The organism is Flavobacterium sp. ov086, from assembly GCF_900187965.1.
Taxonomy (GTDB): domain Bacteria; phylum Bacteroidota; class Bacteroidia; order Flavobacteriales; family Flavobacteriaceae; genus Flavobacterium.
Window position 1 is genome coordinate 77,179 of the sequence record NZ_FZNL01000014.1, and the last position, 15,973, is coordinate 93,151.

Below are 15,973 nucleotides of genomic sequence, written 5' to 3' on the forward strand. Positions count from 1 at the left end.
AAATATGTCTTTAGTAGGAAAAAAATTCCCAAGTATTGCAGTAGATGCTATCTCAGAAATGGGTGATAATTTAAAAATCAACATCCTTGAGGAAGCAGTAAACAACAACAAAAAAGTATTATTGTTTTGGTATCCAAAAGATTTCACTTTTGTATGTCCAACTGAACTACACGCCTTTCAAGCTGCATTACCAGAATTTGAAAAAAGAAATACTATCGTAATTGGTGCTTCATGTGATACAAACGAAGTTCACTTTGCTTGGTTAAACACTCCAAAAAACAATGGTGGAATCGAAGGTGTAACTTACCCAATCTTAGCGGATACAAACCGTAACTTAGCTAACATTTTAGGTATCCTTGATATCGAATCTACAGAATACAGCGAAGAAACTGATTCAGTTATCATCGAAGGTTCAAACGTAACTTACAGAGCTACTTACCTTATTGACGAAACTGGAAAAATCTTCCACGAAAGTGTTAACGATATGCCATTAGGCCGTAACGTAAACGAATATTTACGTATGGTTGATGCTTATACTCACATTCAAACTAAAGGTGAAGTTTGTCCTGCAAACTGGGAAGCTGGTAAAGAAGCCATGTCTGCTGACAGATTAAGTACTGCTGAGTATTTGAGCGCAAACTAATTTTTTATAAAGATACAAAGGTTCATAGGTACAGAGTTGCAAAGGTTTTTGCTGCTCTATAACAAAGTTCAACAACTTTGTTCTTTGAACCTTTGCTACTTTAAAATTTTTCAAAAACATACAAAGCTACAGAGCAACAAAGATAAATGAAGTTTCAAAAACTTTGTCCCTTTGAACCTTTGCCACTTTGAACCTTAAAAAACAAAAACATGTTAATCGACTTAAACGAAGATACGTTAGCAGATTTAGTTGCTAAAAACGAAAAAGTAGTAGTACAATATTCAGCTTCATGGTGTGGAAATTGCCGTATTATGAAACCAAAATTCAAAAAATTAGCAACAGAAAACGAAGCTATCACTTTTGTTTTGGTTGATGCTGAAAATTCTCCGGAATCAAGAAAATTAGCCAACGTAAGCAACTTGCCTACTTTTGCAACTTTCGTAAACGGACAATTGGTTGGTGAAACTCAAACCAACAAACAAGAAGTTTTAATCGACTTGGTAAACGCAATTGCATAATGAGATTAGTTAGACTGGCTTAGATTTTTAGACTTCTTAGATGTTGTCTAAATTTAAAAAAATCTAAGAAGTCTGAGAATGTCTAAAAATCTAAGAAATCTAAATATGAAATTACCTGTAATAAAGCAATTAACCCAATTTATCGAAGAAAACGATCAGGATTACATCATTGAAACGATTGAAGTTCTGGAAGCGATGACTGAAATTCCGTCTCTAAAAGATGAAGAATTAGATGTAATTGGCGAATTAATTTCAAATATGTACGGTGCGCTTGAAGTACACAAAATGGTAGTTCAGGGCACAGACAAAAAAGAAGCTTTAAATGCGTTCATGAAACGTGTTTTAGGTTCTATCGATAAATAAATCGATCTCTTTTTCAGAGAAAAAACAAAAAAACATGACTTAAAAACGCTTTCATTCCAAGAGAGCGTTTTTTTTATGCACAATAATTATACTTTGGGCGAGCCACCATTAGAAAAAGAGGCTAACATACTTTGCGCTTATTCGCCCCTTTCCCTAATGCTGTCGGGCTATCCGCGCTACTTCGGTAGCTTTCTCCTATCCCTCTCGCGAGCGGTTTTTAGAATTCAGTCTCGGTTTTCAACAAGAAACCAGCGAAAACCCATTCAATCCGTGTCATCCGCGCGCCATTTCTACACAAACCTTAAGAAAATTACTAAGTTTCTAGCAAAGATAAATCACAACATTAATAACATAAATTCTCTAATTATTCGTTATCTTAAAACTAGCCTAATTCTGATCATAACCCATAACAAATACTTTTAGATTCAAATATTAATCCTTACTTTTGAACCTCATTAATTTAAACAAAAATCATGGCTTCAATAACATTAGGAGGAAATCCAATTCATACTTCAGGCGAACTACCAACAGTTGGATCGCAACTTGCTGATTTCAAATTAGTACAAAACGATTTATCAATTGCTTCATTAAGCGATTTCGCTGGAAAAAAATTAGTTTTAAACATTTTCCCAAGTATCGATACAGGAACTTGTGCAACTTCTGTTAGAAAATTCAACGAAAGTGCAAGCAACTTAGAGAACACTACAGTTTTATGTATTTCAAGAGATTTACCTTTTGCTCAAAAACGCTTTTGTGGTGCCGAAGGATTAGCAAATGTTGTAAACTTATCTGATTTTCAAGAAGGTACATTTGGTAAAACAAATGGTTTAGAAATCACTGACGGACCTTTAGCCGGTTTACATTCAAGAGCAATCATTGTAGTTGACGCTAATGGAAAAATCACACATACAGAACAAGTTGCTGAAATTGCAAACGAACCAAATTACGAAGCAGCTTTAGCAGCACTATAATACCAATAAATGGAATTTCAAAAAGATAACACCTTTGTTACAGGCCGATTAAAAAGCATGACTTATGCTTTTAACGGCGCTGTAAAACTTATTAAAACAGAGCACAGCATTATGGTTCAATTCTCATTGGGAATTGCAATGACCATTGCTGGTTTTTATTTTCATATTACTCAAATCGAATGGCTTTGTCAAACCTTAGCAATCGGTTTAGTTTTAAGTGTTGAAGGACTGAATACAGCTGTAGAAAAAATAGCTGATTTTATTCATCCTGATTACAGCAAACGAATCGGATTTATAAAAGATATTGCGGCTGGAGCAGTATTTTTTGCTGCAATGACAGCAATAGCAATAGGCTTGATTATTTATATACCAAAATTTATATAGGCAATAGGAAACCCCAATAATGGCAAAAACAACCAAAAAAGAAACTTTAGACAAAAAAAACGAACCAAAAGCTGAGACGATAAAGTCCTGGAAATTAACCAAACAACAAAAGTTTGTTTTGGGATGCCTTTTGATACTCTTTTCAGTTGCATTATTAGTAGCATTCATTTCTTTTTACGTCAACGGACAATGGCAATCTGACCAAAGTGCGGTTACCCAGCTTGGTGATCGTTCAGAAGTCGTAGAAAACTGGCTCGGAAAATTCGGAGCTTTTCTTGCTGATTTGATCGTGTACAGAGGATTCGGAATCGCTTCTTTTGTATTGGTGCGCCTATTTTTCCTTACTGGAATGTTTTTAGCATTAGAATTATCTCTAAAAAAGCTGAAAAACATCTGGTTTTGGGACTTATTTGCTATTATTATTGTTTCTGTTCTATTTGGATTTTTCGCCACTTCAGCTCCTGAACTTGGCGGAACAATTGGTTATGAACTGAATTTATTTCTTCAGGATTACATCGGAAAAACAGGAACTTTATTGACCTTACTTTTCGGATTAATTGTTTATCTGATTTTCAAAATCAAATTATCTCCGGAAAAAATTCAATCTTACTTTGATTCTACTAAAAAAGAATTCAACTCTGAATTAAATTCTATCAAAACACCTCAGCAACCTGAAAGTGCTTACAATCTGGAAGAATTTGCAATTGAGGAAGATCCTGAATTAGACAACATTCATTTAAAATCTGATGTTAGTCAATTCGAAATCAACAAAGAGGCTTTAAAACCAACTATTTCTAATTCATCAGAAATCGATTTGAATCCGGTTATAAAACCAGTTCAAATGGATATCAATCCGGTAATAACGACAGCTCCGGTTCACAGCGAAGAATTGGTTATCGAAAAACCGGAAGAAGAAGATATTATCGAAGAAAACCTGGCTTCTCGCCTTGTTGCTGATTTTGGATTGTTTGATCCAACTTTAGATTTATCCAATTATAAATTCCCTACAATCGATTTATTAAAAGAATATTCCACTGGCGGAATTACGATTAATCAGGAAGAATTAGAAGAAAATAAAAATAAGATTGTAGACACACTTCGTAACTACAAAATTGAAATTGCACAAATTAAAGCAACCGTTGGTCCATCGGTAACTTTATACGAAATTGTACCGGAAGCGGGGATCAGAATTTCTAAAATTAAAAGCTTAGAAGATGATATCGCTTTGTCACTTTCAGCATTAGGAATTCGTATTATTGCACCAATTCCAGGAAAGGGAACTATTGGTATCGAGGTTCCGAACAAGAATCCAACTATGGTTTCTATGAAAAGTGTTATTGGATCTGCGAAATTCCAGGAAGCTGAAATGGAATTACCAATTGCTTTAGGAAAAACAATTTCGAACGAGACTTTTGTTGTTGATTTAGCCAAAATGCCTCACTTATTGATGGCGGGAGCTACAGGACAAGGAAAATCTGTTGGTTTGAATGCTGTTTTGACCTCTCTTTTATACAAAAAACATCCTGCCGAAGTGAAATTCGTTTTGGTGGATCCGAAAAAAGTAGAGCTTACTCTTTTTAATAAAATAGAAAGACATTATTTAGCCAAACTTCCAGATACTGAAGATGCTATTATTACAGACAATGCAAAAGTAGTTAACACATTAAACTCACTTTGTGTTGAAATGGACAACCGTTATTCTTTACTAAAAGATGCGATGGTTCGTAATATAAAAGAATACAATGATAAATTTAAAGCGCGAAAATTAAATCCGGAAGCCGGACATAGATTCTTACCTTATATTATATTAGTTGTCGATGAGTTCGCCGATTTGATTATGACTGCCGGTAAAGAAGTCGAAATTCCTATTGCGCGTTTAGCGCAGTTGGCGCGTGCGATTGGTATTCACTTGATTATCGCAACACAAAGACCATCTGTAAATGTTATTACAGGTTTGATTAAAGCGAATTTCCCTGCAAGAATTGCTTTTAGAGTAACGTCAAAAATTGACTCGAGAACTATTCTTGACACACAAGGTGCCGATCAGTTAATTGGTCGTGGAGATTTATTATATACCAACGGAAATGATGTTGTACGTGTACAATGTGCATTTATTGACACTCCTGAGGTCGAAAAAATTACGGATTTTATTGGTTCGCAAAAAGCTTATGCCACAGCTTATTTGCTTCCAGAGTTTGTTGGAGAAGAAACTGGCATTAATCTTGATATGGATATTTCCGACAGAGATACCTTATTTAGAGAAGCTGCTGAGATTATTGTCAACGCACAACAAGGTTCAGCTTCATTATTGCAAAGAAAATTAAAATTAGGATACAACAGAGCCGGTCGTTTGATCGATCAGCTGGAAGCAGCTGGAATTGTTGGCCCATTTGAAGGCAGTAAAGCACGAAGCGTGAACATATCTGATTTAAGTGCTCTTGATCAATTTTTTAATAATGAACAAAATTAATCCAATCATGAAAACAAAAATTCAAGAAATCAACCACAATTCTATCGCAAACATGACTAAAAAGTGTCTTCAAATGGCAATTATTTTGCTTTTGAGCTTCACTTCTATTCAAGCTCAGGATAAAAAAGCGAAAGATTTATTGAACGAAGTGACTTCTAAAATAAAAAGCTACGACAACATTGTTATCGATTTTAAATATTCTTTGAATAATGCCAAAGAAAACATTAATCAAGACAGCAAAGGAAATGTAACCATGAAAGGCAATCAATATGTATTGAATTTTATGGGCGTAACTAAAATATTTGACGGGCAAAAAACATACACTATAAATCCTGAAGACGAAGAAGTTACTGTTTCTAAAGTAAACGAAAAAGATGATAGCGCTATTACGCCTTCAAAGATGCTTACTTTCTTCAATTCCGGATACAAATACAACATGGACATTGTTCAAAATGTTAAAGGAAGAAAAATTCAATATATCAAATTAGCCCCTACAAGTACAAAAGATCAAAGAAAAGAGATTCTTTTAGGCATTGATGTACAAACAAAACACATCTATAATTTGATTGAAACTGGAAAAAACGGAACAAAAACAACTTTAACCGTTAATTCTTTTAAAACCAATCAGCCTTTATCAAAAAATCAATTTACATTTGTAGCGAGCAAATATCCAAAGTACTACATCAATAAATTAGATTAATTCAAGGTTGAAAATTTTAGACAAATACTTACTAAAAACATTCTTACTTACATTTACTACGGTATTTGTAATCCTTTTTTTCATATTCATACTTCAAACCGTATGGCTTTTTATCGCAGAACTTGCGGGTAAAGACCTCGATTTGATATTGGTTTTAAAATTCCTTTTATTCTCAATGCCGAGAATTATTCCGCTTGTTTTACCACTATCGGTTTTATTGGCATCGATTATGACTTTTGGAAATTTAGCCGAGAATTACGAATTCGCCGCAATGAAATCTTCCGGGATTTCATTGCAGAGAGCGATGCGGGTTTTAATTATTTTCATCTTCTTTTTGAGTATCGTAGCGTTTTGGTTCGCCAATAACGTAATTCCGTATGCTGAATACAAATTTACAAACTTCAGAAAAAACATAGCTCAGGCAAAACCTGCTATGGCAATTGCCGAAGGTCAGTTTAATGATGTCGGCTTTTATAACATTAAGGTTAACAAAAAATCCGGCGAAAACGGAAATGTTTTAACCGGAGTTACCATTCACGAGAAGCCCAATAATATGGGGGAAAACAAAACCGTTATCAAAGCCAAAAATGGTAAACTAATTAGTAACGAAAAATCCAGTATCTTAAAACTAGTCTTAAATGACGGATATTACTACCAAGATGTTACTCCAAAAAAATATGAAGATCGTTCTAAACTCCCTTTTATAAAAGGCAAGTTTAAAAAGCAGATAATCAACATCGATTTATCTGAATTAAACAAAGTCGATGACGACAAAGAAAGCATAAGTGGTACAAACGCAATGTTAAACGTTAACGAATTGCGCTATACTCTGGACTCTTTGAATAAAAACCTGAATAATGAAATTCTGTCGTTTTCAGAAAACATCAATCAACGTGTTGGTATTAGAAAATCTGCAATACCCGTAAAAGCAGATACAGCTAAAAAGAAAAAACCGCTTCCAAATGATCTTTTGTCTCTGTACAAAAACAAACAAAAGGCAGAAATCTTAAGAATGGCCAGCAGCAATGTGACCAGCAATATTTATTCTATTGAATCAACTCAAAAAGATTTAAAAGATAAACAACGAGAAATCAACAAACATTTAACTGCTCTTTACGAGAAGTTCGTAATTGCTTTTGCGTGCTTTTTAATGTTTTTTATTGGTGCTCCATTAGGTGCTATTATTCGCAAAGGAGGACTTGGTTTACCAATTGTTTTTGCCGTTTTAATCTTTATTACGTTTCATTTCATTAATACTTTTGGAAAAAGACTTTCACAAGAAGGTGGTATGACTCCATTTATGGGCTCATGGATGTCGTCTTTTGTACTATTACCATTAGCTGTATTATTAACTTATCGCGCGACAAACGATAACGGATTAATCAATTTTGATGCAATTATAACCCCAATATCGCAACTAATTCAAAAAATTTCCGAGCGATTTTTTCCCGCTCAAAATCAACAATAATTATGTCAACAACAAAAATACAACTGAATACCATTGAAGAAGCTATAGAAGATATTCGTCAAGGTAAAGTAATCATTGTAGTCGATGATGAAGATCGTGAAAACGAAGGTGATTTTTTGGCTGCAGCCGAAAAAGTAACTCCGGAAATGATCAATTTTATGGCTACTCACGGACGCGGTTTAATTTGTGCTCCTCTAACAGAAAGTCGTTGTAAGGAATTGGATTTAAGACCGATGGTCTCAAATAATACAGATCATATGGAAACTGCTTTTACAGTATCTGTAGATTTAAAAGGCCATGGAGTAACTACCGGAATTTCGGCAGCTGACAGATCTAAAACTGTATTAGCGTTGACAGATCCAAATATTAAGCCACATGAATTAGCAAGACCCGGACATATCTTTCCTTTGGTAGCTAAGCAAGGTGGTGTTTTAAGACGAACTGGTCACACAGAAGCTGCAATTGATTTTGCAAGATTAGCAGGGTTTAAATCTGCGGGGGTAATCTGCGAAATCCTAAATGAAGACGGAACTATGTCTCGTTTACCTGAATTGGTAAAAGTGGCAAAGAAATTCAATCTTAAATTAGTTTCTATCGAAGACCTGGTTGCTTACAGAATGCAACACGATAGTTTGATTGTTAAAAAAGAAGATTTTGATATCGAGACTCGTTTTGGAACTTTTAGACTAAGAGCTTACGAGCAAACTACCAATAAACAAATTCATATTGCTTTAACTAAAGGAACATGGAATCTTGGAGACCCAATCTTAACCAGAATCCACTCTTCTCAGGTAAATAATGACTTATTAGGTACTTTAACCAACAATGCTGAACAACAATTAGACGGCATGTTTAAAGTTATTAATGAAAACGGAAAAGGTGCCGTAATTTTCATCAATCAGGATATGCAGGCAGTAAACTTACTAAGTCGTATTTCTGAACTGAAAGCTTTACAGGCTGAAGGAACAATGAAAGCTCCAAAAGTAATCATTGACAGTAAAGATTACGGGATTGGTGCTCAAATTTTGCACGATATCGACATTTCTAAAATTAGATTGGTATCAAATACGGAACAAACAAAACGTGTTGGGATGATTGGATACGGACTTGAAATAACTGAATACGTAAGCTATTAATATGGGAACATTAGAAGAGAGAATTGTAAAATCTGAGACGCATATATTCAAAGCGGTTTTTCCGAGTACTACGAATCATTATGATACTTTATTTGGAGGAACTGCACTTCATTTGATGGACGAAGTAGCTTTTATTTGTGCTACAAGATTCAGCAGAAAAAAAGTAGTGACTATTTCTACAGGTCAAATTGATTTTAAAAAAGCAATTCCAGCCGGAACTTTAATCGAGTTAGTAGCTAAAGTTATGAGTGTGGGAAGAACAAGTTGCAAAATTCACGTGGATATTTTCATGGAACAAATGTATACAGAGCTTCGCGAAACGGTAGTTTCAGGAACTTTTTCGTTTGTTGCGGTTGACGAAAACAAAAAACCAGTGCCAATTTTAGATCCTTTGGAGTGATTTTTTCAAAATCTATTTTTCGGAAATACTGATAATTAGACACTTAAAAATTAACTTAAAAAAAGCGTTGAAAAAGTTTTTATAATCGAAAAAGCACACTATATTTGCACTCGCAATCAGCAAATGATCGCAACATACTGGAGAAATGGCAGAGCGGTCGAATGCGGCAGTCTTGAAAACTGTTGACTGTAACAGGTCCGGGGGTTCGAATCCCTCTTTCTCCGCTGAACCTGAAACCCGTAACTTTGTTAAGGGTTTCTTTTTTTTATTATACAATTTTCTTTGTAAATAGTTCCAAAAAAATTTTTACAATCAAAAAAACACCTTATATTTGCACTCGCAATCAGCAAATGATTGCAACATACTGGAGAAATGGCAGAGCGGTCGAATGCGGCAGTCTTGAAAACTGTTGACTGTAACAGGTCCGGGGGTTCGAATCCCTCTTTCTCCGCTGAAGGCTAAAAAAGAGACTTCTCAAAGTTTTCAAAAAAGGCCAAAAAGAGCGGTAAACCGTGCAAATCAAACGATTTGCACGGTTTTTTCTTTAATACCGCTTTTCAATATTTATAAAAACAATCAAAATCTTTGTGGCACATTCGTGGCACAAGATAACTTACCAAACCTAAAGCTCATAAAAACTAGGGACTCACAAGTTTAGGTTCGAAACTTTATAATCTGGCAGAATCAAAACATTATCGCCATATTTATCCTTAAAATCTGAAATGCTATCAATATCCCTTGCAGCAGTGACTACTACTCTATCTCCTCGCTGGAGTACAGCTTCGGCCCGTACTCTTCCAAACTCTCTGGAAGCACCTGTTATAAGTCATATTTTTCCGTCGTTTGTGTTCACATTTGTCATAATAAATTATTATTAAATTAATTATGACAAAATTGCCAAATCCCAGCTTCAAAATTTTAGTCATAATGGGGAATTTTGTAACCTGAATGAGGTTGGGGATAAAATCTTTTTAACAGAAAAATGGAACGCAATAGACCCCGGCCTTGCTTTTGGGTCAGGACACAGAGTTACCTTTGCTCTTTGAAATAAGACAAAAGCATACTGGATCTTTGATAAAAAGTAAAAGGGAAGCAATTGCATACTGGGGACTAAAAAACAGGCAGAAAAAAAACAAGCAGCATCAAAGGTGAATTATTAAAATGGTTCCCCAGAATTTATCTGTGGGCACCACAACAGATGTAAAAAAATTAAAGTATATTGGGCACTAGCAATGCTGTGATTCACAGAGAGGTTGATGAAATTGGCGGCAGTATATATGAAATACATAGGGCAGTAAGATAGCTCAGCCCATGATGGGTCTATAGTTTTTGCCTAATTTTGTCCTATGACCCACGAAGAAATAAAACGCTATTTTGAACACGCATCCCCGCCTGAAGAAATGAACTGGAAACCCTAGGCTAAAATCAGTGATACGCAGCTTTTCCTGCGCAGCTGTTATTTAGGGATACAAAATTTTATTGCCCCCCTTGAGATGTGCCCTGTCTGGTGGTACCTTAAGAATTTTTATCTTCTAATGAAACGCTCTTCCCATGAAAAGAGCAGTAAGGATCAGCCTGAATAAAGTAAGATCAATGGCCAGTTCTCAAGGCTGCGAGGAACTCATACCCCATAAAAAAACGCCCATTATTTACCTGAAACTAATCGGCGTATAAAGTAAGAGGCTTAAAATTAACAATAACCTAAATTTTGTTTTAGTACTATTCTTTATTTGGCTTATATGGCATTATAACGTTGAAATCTTTAAGTTAGAGTACTTTTTCAGCTGTCGGACTTGTCCATTCTGCCAAAAAAGCTACTTGCTTCTTTTTTAGTGGATTTCAATTTGGTCTGTCAAAAAATAATTCCTTCAGAATTATACTTAAGGATTAATGTTAATTCATTTTATTTCTTTACAAACTCTAGCGCTTTTTCAAGAATTTCATCCCTTCCTTCCTGAATGCCTTTAATAGAGGGACGAACAACAAGGTCAATTTTCACTCCTACTCTTTGGGTTTGGGTTCTATTTGGATAAAACACTCCTATACCGGTAATGACTGATTTATAACCTAAAAATTCATTATACGATACGTTACCATCCGCTCCGGAAGTCTGACTCCCTATTGTGGTTACATTGTCACCTGTCTGTAGTAACATCGTGGCATATTCAGATGCGCTTTGTGTATTTTCATTAACTAAAACAACGACTCTACCGGTATAATACTGATTTTTTAGCGGTGAAATCGTTTCGCTTTGTTCCCAAGTAAACCTTCCTGGATAAGAAAGATCTGGTTTTATAAATTTTGCAAACTCTTTTTTACTTTGAATCAATCTTCTTGCTATCATATAGGGAGTAAAATTCATATACTCTCTATAATCAAAAATAATAGCCTTAGTAGATTTAAGATCTGACATCATCTTATCCACATCCTTCATTTCTAAAAAACTCATATCAACATATGCGATATTATCATCTAAAACTTTATATTTTTCTTTACTTTTAAAAAATTGCTTTCTTAAATATTTCATATCAAAACGCCCGAAATTTTTAAAAATTTCTTTATTTTCACGCTTAATGGTTAATTTTATAGAATCTGTTGCTCCACTCAGTACAAAAAAACCATTATGAGAAGCTTTTACATTATTATTTGATCCTCTATTATACTTCTTACTACCTGCTATTATTTTCTTTACATCTACTCCTTCTGCCTTTTCTATAACATCTCCAATTTTTATATCATTTAACCTTGCCAGTGAATCATTATAAAAACCAGTAACTGTCAATTTATCTTCCACCATATTAAAATATGCCGGGGTAAATTTTCTTCCAAAAAAATCATCAATAGGATCTGTGTACAAAGTTGCATGTGAGTCATCAAGTTTGACAACCACTTCCAGCATTGCCAAATGATATTCCGTTTTGTTTTTTGAATGCAAGAACTTAGGAATCATATTTTTTAAAACTTCATTCCAATTTTCATCAGTCTGATATTTATATGGGTAAAAATATTCAACAACATTCCAGTATCTAAACAAACTTAATAATCTATAATTTTGATCAGGATATTCAAAATTATCATGTATTGTTTCATTTCTTAGCTCAACATTCCCTCCTTTTTTTGTTGTCACATAATAATTCTCTCCCTGGAATCTATTATTTTCAATATATTTTAGCTTCTTTATTAAACTATCACTAAACAGATCTTGATTTTCTAACCAGGATAAGTTGATATTTTTGTCAAAGTATTCTTTTTTGCCATTATTACTGCATGAATTACAAACCTTAATTGTTCCTAAACTTTCAATCCATCCCAGATAAATCTCAGAAAGTTCATCCTTATCCTTAGCCTTTCTTACTTTAGGAAGTACAGCTAACAACTGTTCATCCCAATTATAGCTTCCTTTTGCTACATTAGGATGGTAATATTTTAAGAAGCCCCATATCTTACACAAAGAAGATATATTTTTAATTTCATTGGTATTTAATTCGGGATCTGTACCAACCTGAGTATAACCAGCCTGTAGACCTGAAAACAATACTAAGAATACAATAATTTTTAATTTCATATTTTTTTTCAAATTAATAGAAATAGATTGGTCTGGTAGCAATTTATTTATTTATTTGTTTCTTCGTTTGATATACTATTTTTTTAAAATTAGTACAAAATTGTCCAGTACATCTTGAAAATCCATAATTTTTTTTTAGTTTAAGACTACTACAAAAATTTCAACCTTAAACAATTTATAAAACAAACAGCAAAGTGCTAAAACACAATCATTTAAACACAAATAACTCGAAATATAAAGAGGAAATACTGGAAAAACCAGTCCTAATTGACCATATCTTAATTTGATTTAAATTTACCGTATAATTGGTCCACATGGTGTTTTTTGTAAATGGTCTGCCAATGAGCATATATTTCAAAGTTGCTACTAATTTAATCGAGTTTTACTGAGGAATACGTGTTTGCAATAGTTTATTTCTTATTTTTAATTAATTCCATCAAATCTGTATGAACTTTAAAAGTTTGTTTGAAATCATTTAAATGAACTGCAATATTTTCTAAGACTATTAAATTCATATTTGTTTGGGGATAATAATACTCTGCTGAAGGAAAACCAGGTGAGTATCCAAATGCGCCAATTTCTAAATTTTGCTGCTTATCTTTAAATAATAATCCATAACCATATTCAATTTTATCAAATATTGGATGAATTCTCGTTGCATATCTTGTTCTCATTAAATCTAAAGTTGACGGCTTTACAAGTTTTCCAGAATATAGTAGTTTGTTCCATTTCAATATATCTTCTACGTTAGAAATAAATCCACCTGCTGCAATATATTTTACAGGATTTCCTTCTGCATATATCAGTTTTCCATTTTTATCTTCCTCATATCCTTTTACAAGGTGTTTATAATTTTTAGTATTTGGATGAAAGGTATTTTTCAATCTATATTCATTAAATAAATTAGTCGATATTTCTTCAAAAGATTTGTGGTTTATTTTTTCAAGTATTTGAGAAAGTAATCCAAATCCTATCTGAGAATAATGGAATTTAGTTCCTACTTCAAATTCAAGAGGTTGATCAATTTCTACAATTCCATGAGTATGAGTTAGTAAATGGTGAATAGTGACTTGATTTGCCCAAGGTTGGTTAATCTCAGGTAGATATTTATTTATTTTATCTGTCAATTGTAAGTTACCCTTTTCATATTCCTTAAGAATTAATACAGCAGTAATTTGCTTACTGATAGACCCTATAACAAATAAATCACTTGTTTTTAATTTTGTTTTCTTGTCAATATCGGAATAACCAAATGCTTTTTGATATTCAATTGTATAATCTTTTGCTACTAAAATTACGCCATTGAAATTATTATTTAAAGCTATATTATCTATTGTAGATGATAAAGTAGAGTGTTGTTTATTATTAATTTTATCAGTCTTGCATGATGACGTAAATAAAAGTATAGAAAATAGTAGCGTATTAAATTTCATATTATTTTTTTTGTTTGAATAGCCAATTTGGAATTTCATCACTTAATAATAACGGAATGGCAATATTATTATGATTTAGGTTACTAAAAGTTGTAAAAATCAAATTTCCGTTTGAAGACAATCTATTAAACAATTCAAGACTTCCTATATAAGGATTCTCATCATCTTTTTGCCCATGAATAAGCCATATATTTTTCTTGCTTAATTTTTTAAGATTTGAAAAATCAGGAACGGCTGCAACAGAAATAATAGCCGCAAATTTGTTTGGTGCAATACTCAGTAAATTTTGTGCAGTTGAACCACCCATAGAATAGCCAATTAAGTAAATCCTGTTTTTATCAATGTTTGGATATTCTTTTTCAATATTTTTAATTAATTCCAATAAGGCAAACACATCTCTTGAAGGTTTTGAAATTTGAATGCCGTCACTATTTTTTTCATAATTTGAAGAACGCTTGTTGAATTGCGGTGCAATCACATAACATTGATATTCATTATAAATTTCAGGTCTCAACCAAATTTTTGCAAATGGCTCAAGTTGATTTTCATTATCATTTCCAATTCGTGTAGAGTTGTGGAAAGTAATTATTAAAGGATATTTTTGGTCATTAATATTATTTTTTGGTGTTAAAAATCTATAAGGAATTTGTACATTTTCTTTAGTGAATTTTTTTTTCAGAAAGCCATCAGTAATTAAACTGTTTAATATTTTTCTATTATTTACGAATGTTAAACTATCAACAGTCGTTTCTCGAAACTCTTTTTTTTGCGAACAAGCTAAATTTGCAGTTAAAGTCAGAAAAAGTAGGGCTAGAATTTTTTTTAAATTTCTTTTACACATAGGTTTTTTATAAAATTATAGTTAACCTTCCATCAATATTTAGTGTGTTTTTATCCTGTTATAATTGCCAGATGCTAAGTTGCCCGACTCTCATTTATTTATCATAGAATATCTTCAAACATTGCCATTTTTGTCTAAGTTTAAGACTTTAATTTCGAATTCTAATTTTCACCGAATATAATAATTATCGTCAGTATAAAACAATTTTATATGAAGTAAATACATTTTAAAAAGAAACAAAGAAAAAGTAATTTAACCAATGATATTCTACATCAAAATGTAATTTATATATATAGATAATTTTTATATTTTGACTAAAAGTTTCTTCAATTTTTGCGAAAAATGGTTTATAAACAGGTTCATAAAGATTATGGAATAATAAATTCTTGTTTTAAAATTCCATTAATTCTTTCTGCTACGGCATTTTCATACGGGTCTGAGTTTTGGGTCATACTGCATAAGACTTTATTTTTGATTAGTTCTCTTTGATATTCGTTAGCGCAATATTGCAAACCTCTGTCGGAATGATGGATTAAGGTCAGTATATTGGATTTTCTGTATTTAAGAGCCATTTTCAATGCCTTTAAACTGCTTTGTGTATTAAGGTTTTCTGCAACATAATATCCCATTATCTTCTTTGAATAAGCATCAGTGATTAAACTTAGATAACACGGATTACCCCTTTTTCCGATATAGGTAATATCGGAGACCCAAACTTGTTCAGGACGATTTATTTCTAGATCTAAAATTCGATTTTCATGCTTTCTAAAACGGTGATGTGAGTTTGTGGTTATATGATAACTCGTTTAGGTTGTACCAATAAATAATTGGCTCTAAGTATATAAAAGAATTTATCTCTTCCAATCTTCATCAAGTGGAGTTTATCCAATAAAAGATAATATAACTTTCTAGTGTCTATTCTAGCATTAATCTTCTAAGATCATTAACCATTAAAACAACTTTTTTAGCCTTGTTTTGTTTGATTATTGTTCTTTTAATTTTTCAAATACATACCTAATATCTTTAAAATTAAAAAAGGCACGAATTAAAGTAAAATTGTCATTTATGCCAAGTACAAAGG

At 32.8% G+C, this 15,973-nt stretch carries 14 protein-coding genes and 2 tRNA genes; 12 read left to right on the forward strand and 4 right to left on the reverse strand.

The window, feature by feature from the left end; translation table 11 throughout:
• The first annotated feature begins 4 nt into the window (after window positions 1–4).
• The 12 genes from CHB81_RS15700 to CHB81_RS15755 all read left to right on the forward strand — a co-directional run bounded on the left by CHB81_RS15700 (window position 5) and on the right by CHB81_RS15755 (window position 9,504).
• A complete protein-coding gene (locus CHB81_RS15700) occupies window positions 5–643 on the forward strand; it encodes a peroxiredoxin (RefSeq protein ID WP_089352815.1) in 639 nt (212 codons plus the stop codon).
• A 209-nt stretch (window positions 644–852) separates the two neighbouring features.
• The gene (locus tag CHB81_RS15705; protein ID WP_007805605.1) at window positions 853–1,161 is read left to right on the forward strand and encodes a co-chaperone YbbN; all 309 of its coding nucleotides are present in this window, start codon (window positions 853–855) and stop codon (window positions 1,159–1,161) included.
• A 105-nt stretch (window positions 1,162–1,266) separates the two neighbouring features.
• Window positions 1,267–1,524 (forward strand): hypothetical protein, encoded by a 258-nt coding sequence (locus CHB81_RS15710; protein ID WP_017495510.1) that lies wholly within the window; start codon window positions 1,267–1,269, stop codon window positions 1,522–1,524.
• Window positions 1,525–1,997: 473 nt separating this feature from the next.
• Entirely contained in the window at window positions 1,998–2,495 is a 498-nt protein-coding gene (gene tpx, locus CHB81_RS15715) for a thiol peroxidase (protein WP_089352816.1), read from the forward strand.
• Between the two features lie 9 nt (window positions 2,496–2,504).
• Window positions 2,505–2,879 carry a diacylglycerol kinase gene (locus CHB81_RS15720; protein WP_089352817.1) on the forward strand — a complete coding sequence of 125 codons (375 nt, stop codon included), beginning with the start codon at window positions 2,505–2,507 and terminating at the stop codon, window positions 2,877–2,879.
• Window positions 2,880–2,898: 19 nt separating this feature from the next.
• Window positions 2,899–5,349, forward strand: coding sequence for a DNA translocase FtsK (locus tag CHB81_RS15725; protein WP_089352818.1), 2,451 nt, complete (start codon window positions 2,899–2,901; stop codon window positions 5,347–5,349).
• Window positions 5,350–5,356: 7 nt separating this feature from the next.
• Window positions 5,357–6,049, forward strand: coding sequence for an outer membrane lipoprotein carrier protein LolA (locus CHB81_RS15730; protein ID WP_089352862.1), 693 nt, complete (start codon window positions 5,357–5,359; stop codon window positions 6,047–6,049).
• 7 nt (window positions 6,050–6,056) lie between these two features.
• On the forward strand, window positions 6,057–7,517 hold the full coding sequence (locus CHB81_RS15735) for an LptF/LptG family permease (RefSeq protein ID WP_089352819.1): 1,461 nt from the start codon (window positions 6,057–6,059) through the stop codon (window positions 7,515–7,517).
• Between the two features lie 2 nt (window positions 7,518–7,519).
• Window positions 7,520–8,653, forward strand: coding sequence for a 3,4-dihydroxy-2-butanone-4-phosphate synthase (ribB, locus tag CHB81_RS15740; protein ID WP_165902264.1), 1,134 nt, complete (start codon window positions 7,520–7,522; stop codon window positions 8,651–8,653).
• A gap of 1 nt (window position 8,654) precedes the next feature.
• Window positions 8,655–9,053, forward strand: coding sequence for an acyl-CoA thioesterase (locus CHB81_RS15745; RefSeq protein WP_089352821.1), 399 nt, complete (start codon window positions 8,655–8,657; stop codon window positions 9,051–9,053).
• Between the two features lie 139 nt (window positions 9,054–9,192).
• Window positions 9,193–9,277, forward strand: a tRNA-Ser gene (locus CHB81_RS15750).
• Window positions 9,278–9,419: 142 nt separating this feature from the next.
• Window positions 9,420–9,504: transfer RNA gene (locus CHB81_RS15755), tRNA-Ser, on the forward strand.
• A 1,452-nt stretch (window positions 9,505–10,956) separates the two neighbouring features.
• Here CHB81_RS15755 and CHB81_RS15770 read toward each other — a convergent pair.
• The 4 genes from CHB81_RS15770 to CHB81_RS15785 form a co-directional block, all read right to left on the reverse strand.
• Window positions 10,957–12,618, reverse strand: coding sequence for a S41 family peptidase (locus tag CHB81_RS15770; protein ID WP_089352823.1), 1,662 nt, complete (start codon window positions 12,616–12,618; stop codon window positions 10,957–10,959).
• A 410-nt stretch (window positions 12,619–13,028) separates the two neighbouring features.
• Window positions 13,029–14,051, reverse strand: coding sequence for a serine hydrolase (locus tag CHB81_RS15775; RefSeq protein WP_158283879.1), 1,023 nt, complete (start codon window positions 14,049–14,051; stop codon window positions 13,029–13,031).
• Window position 14,052: 1 nt separating this feature from the next.
• On the reverse strand, window positions 14,053–14,892 hold the full coding sequence (locus tag CHB81_RS15780; protein ID WP_089352825.1) for an alpha/beta fold hydrolase: 840 nt from the start codon (window positions 14,890–14,892) through the stop codon (window positions 14,053–14,055).
• A gap of 368 nt (window positions 14,893–15,260) precedes the next feature.
• Window positions 15,261–15,686, reverse strand: a complete 426-nt coding sequence (locus CHB81_RS15785; protein ID WP_217899731.1) for a DDE-type integrase/transposase/recombinase — start codon at window positions 15,684–15,686, stop codon at window positions 15,261–15,263.
• Between the last annotated feature and the right edge of the window lie 287 nt (window positions 15,687–15,973).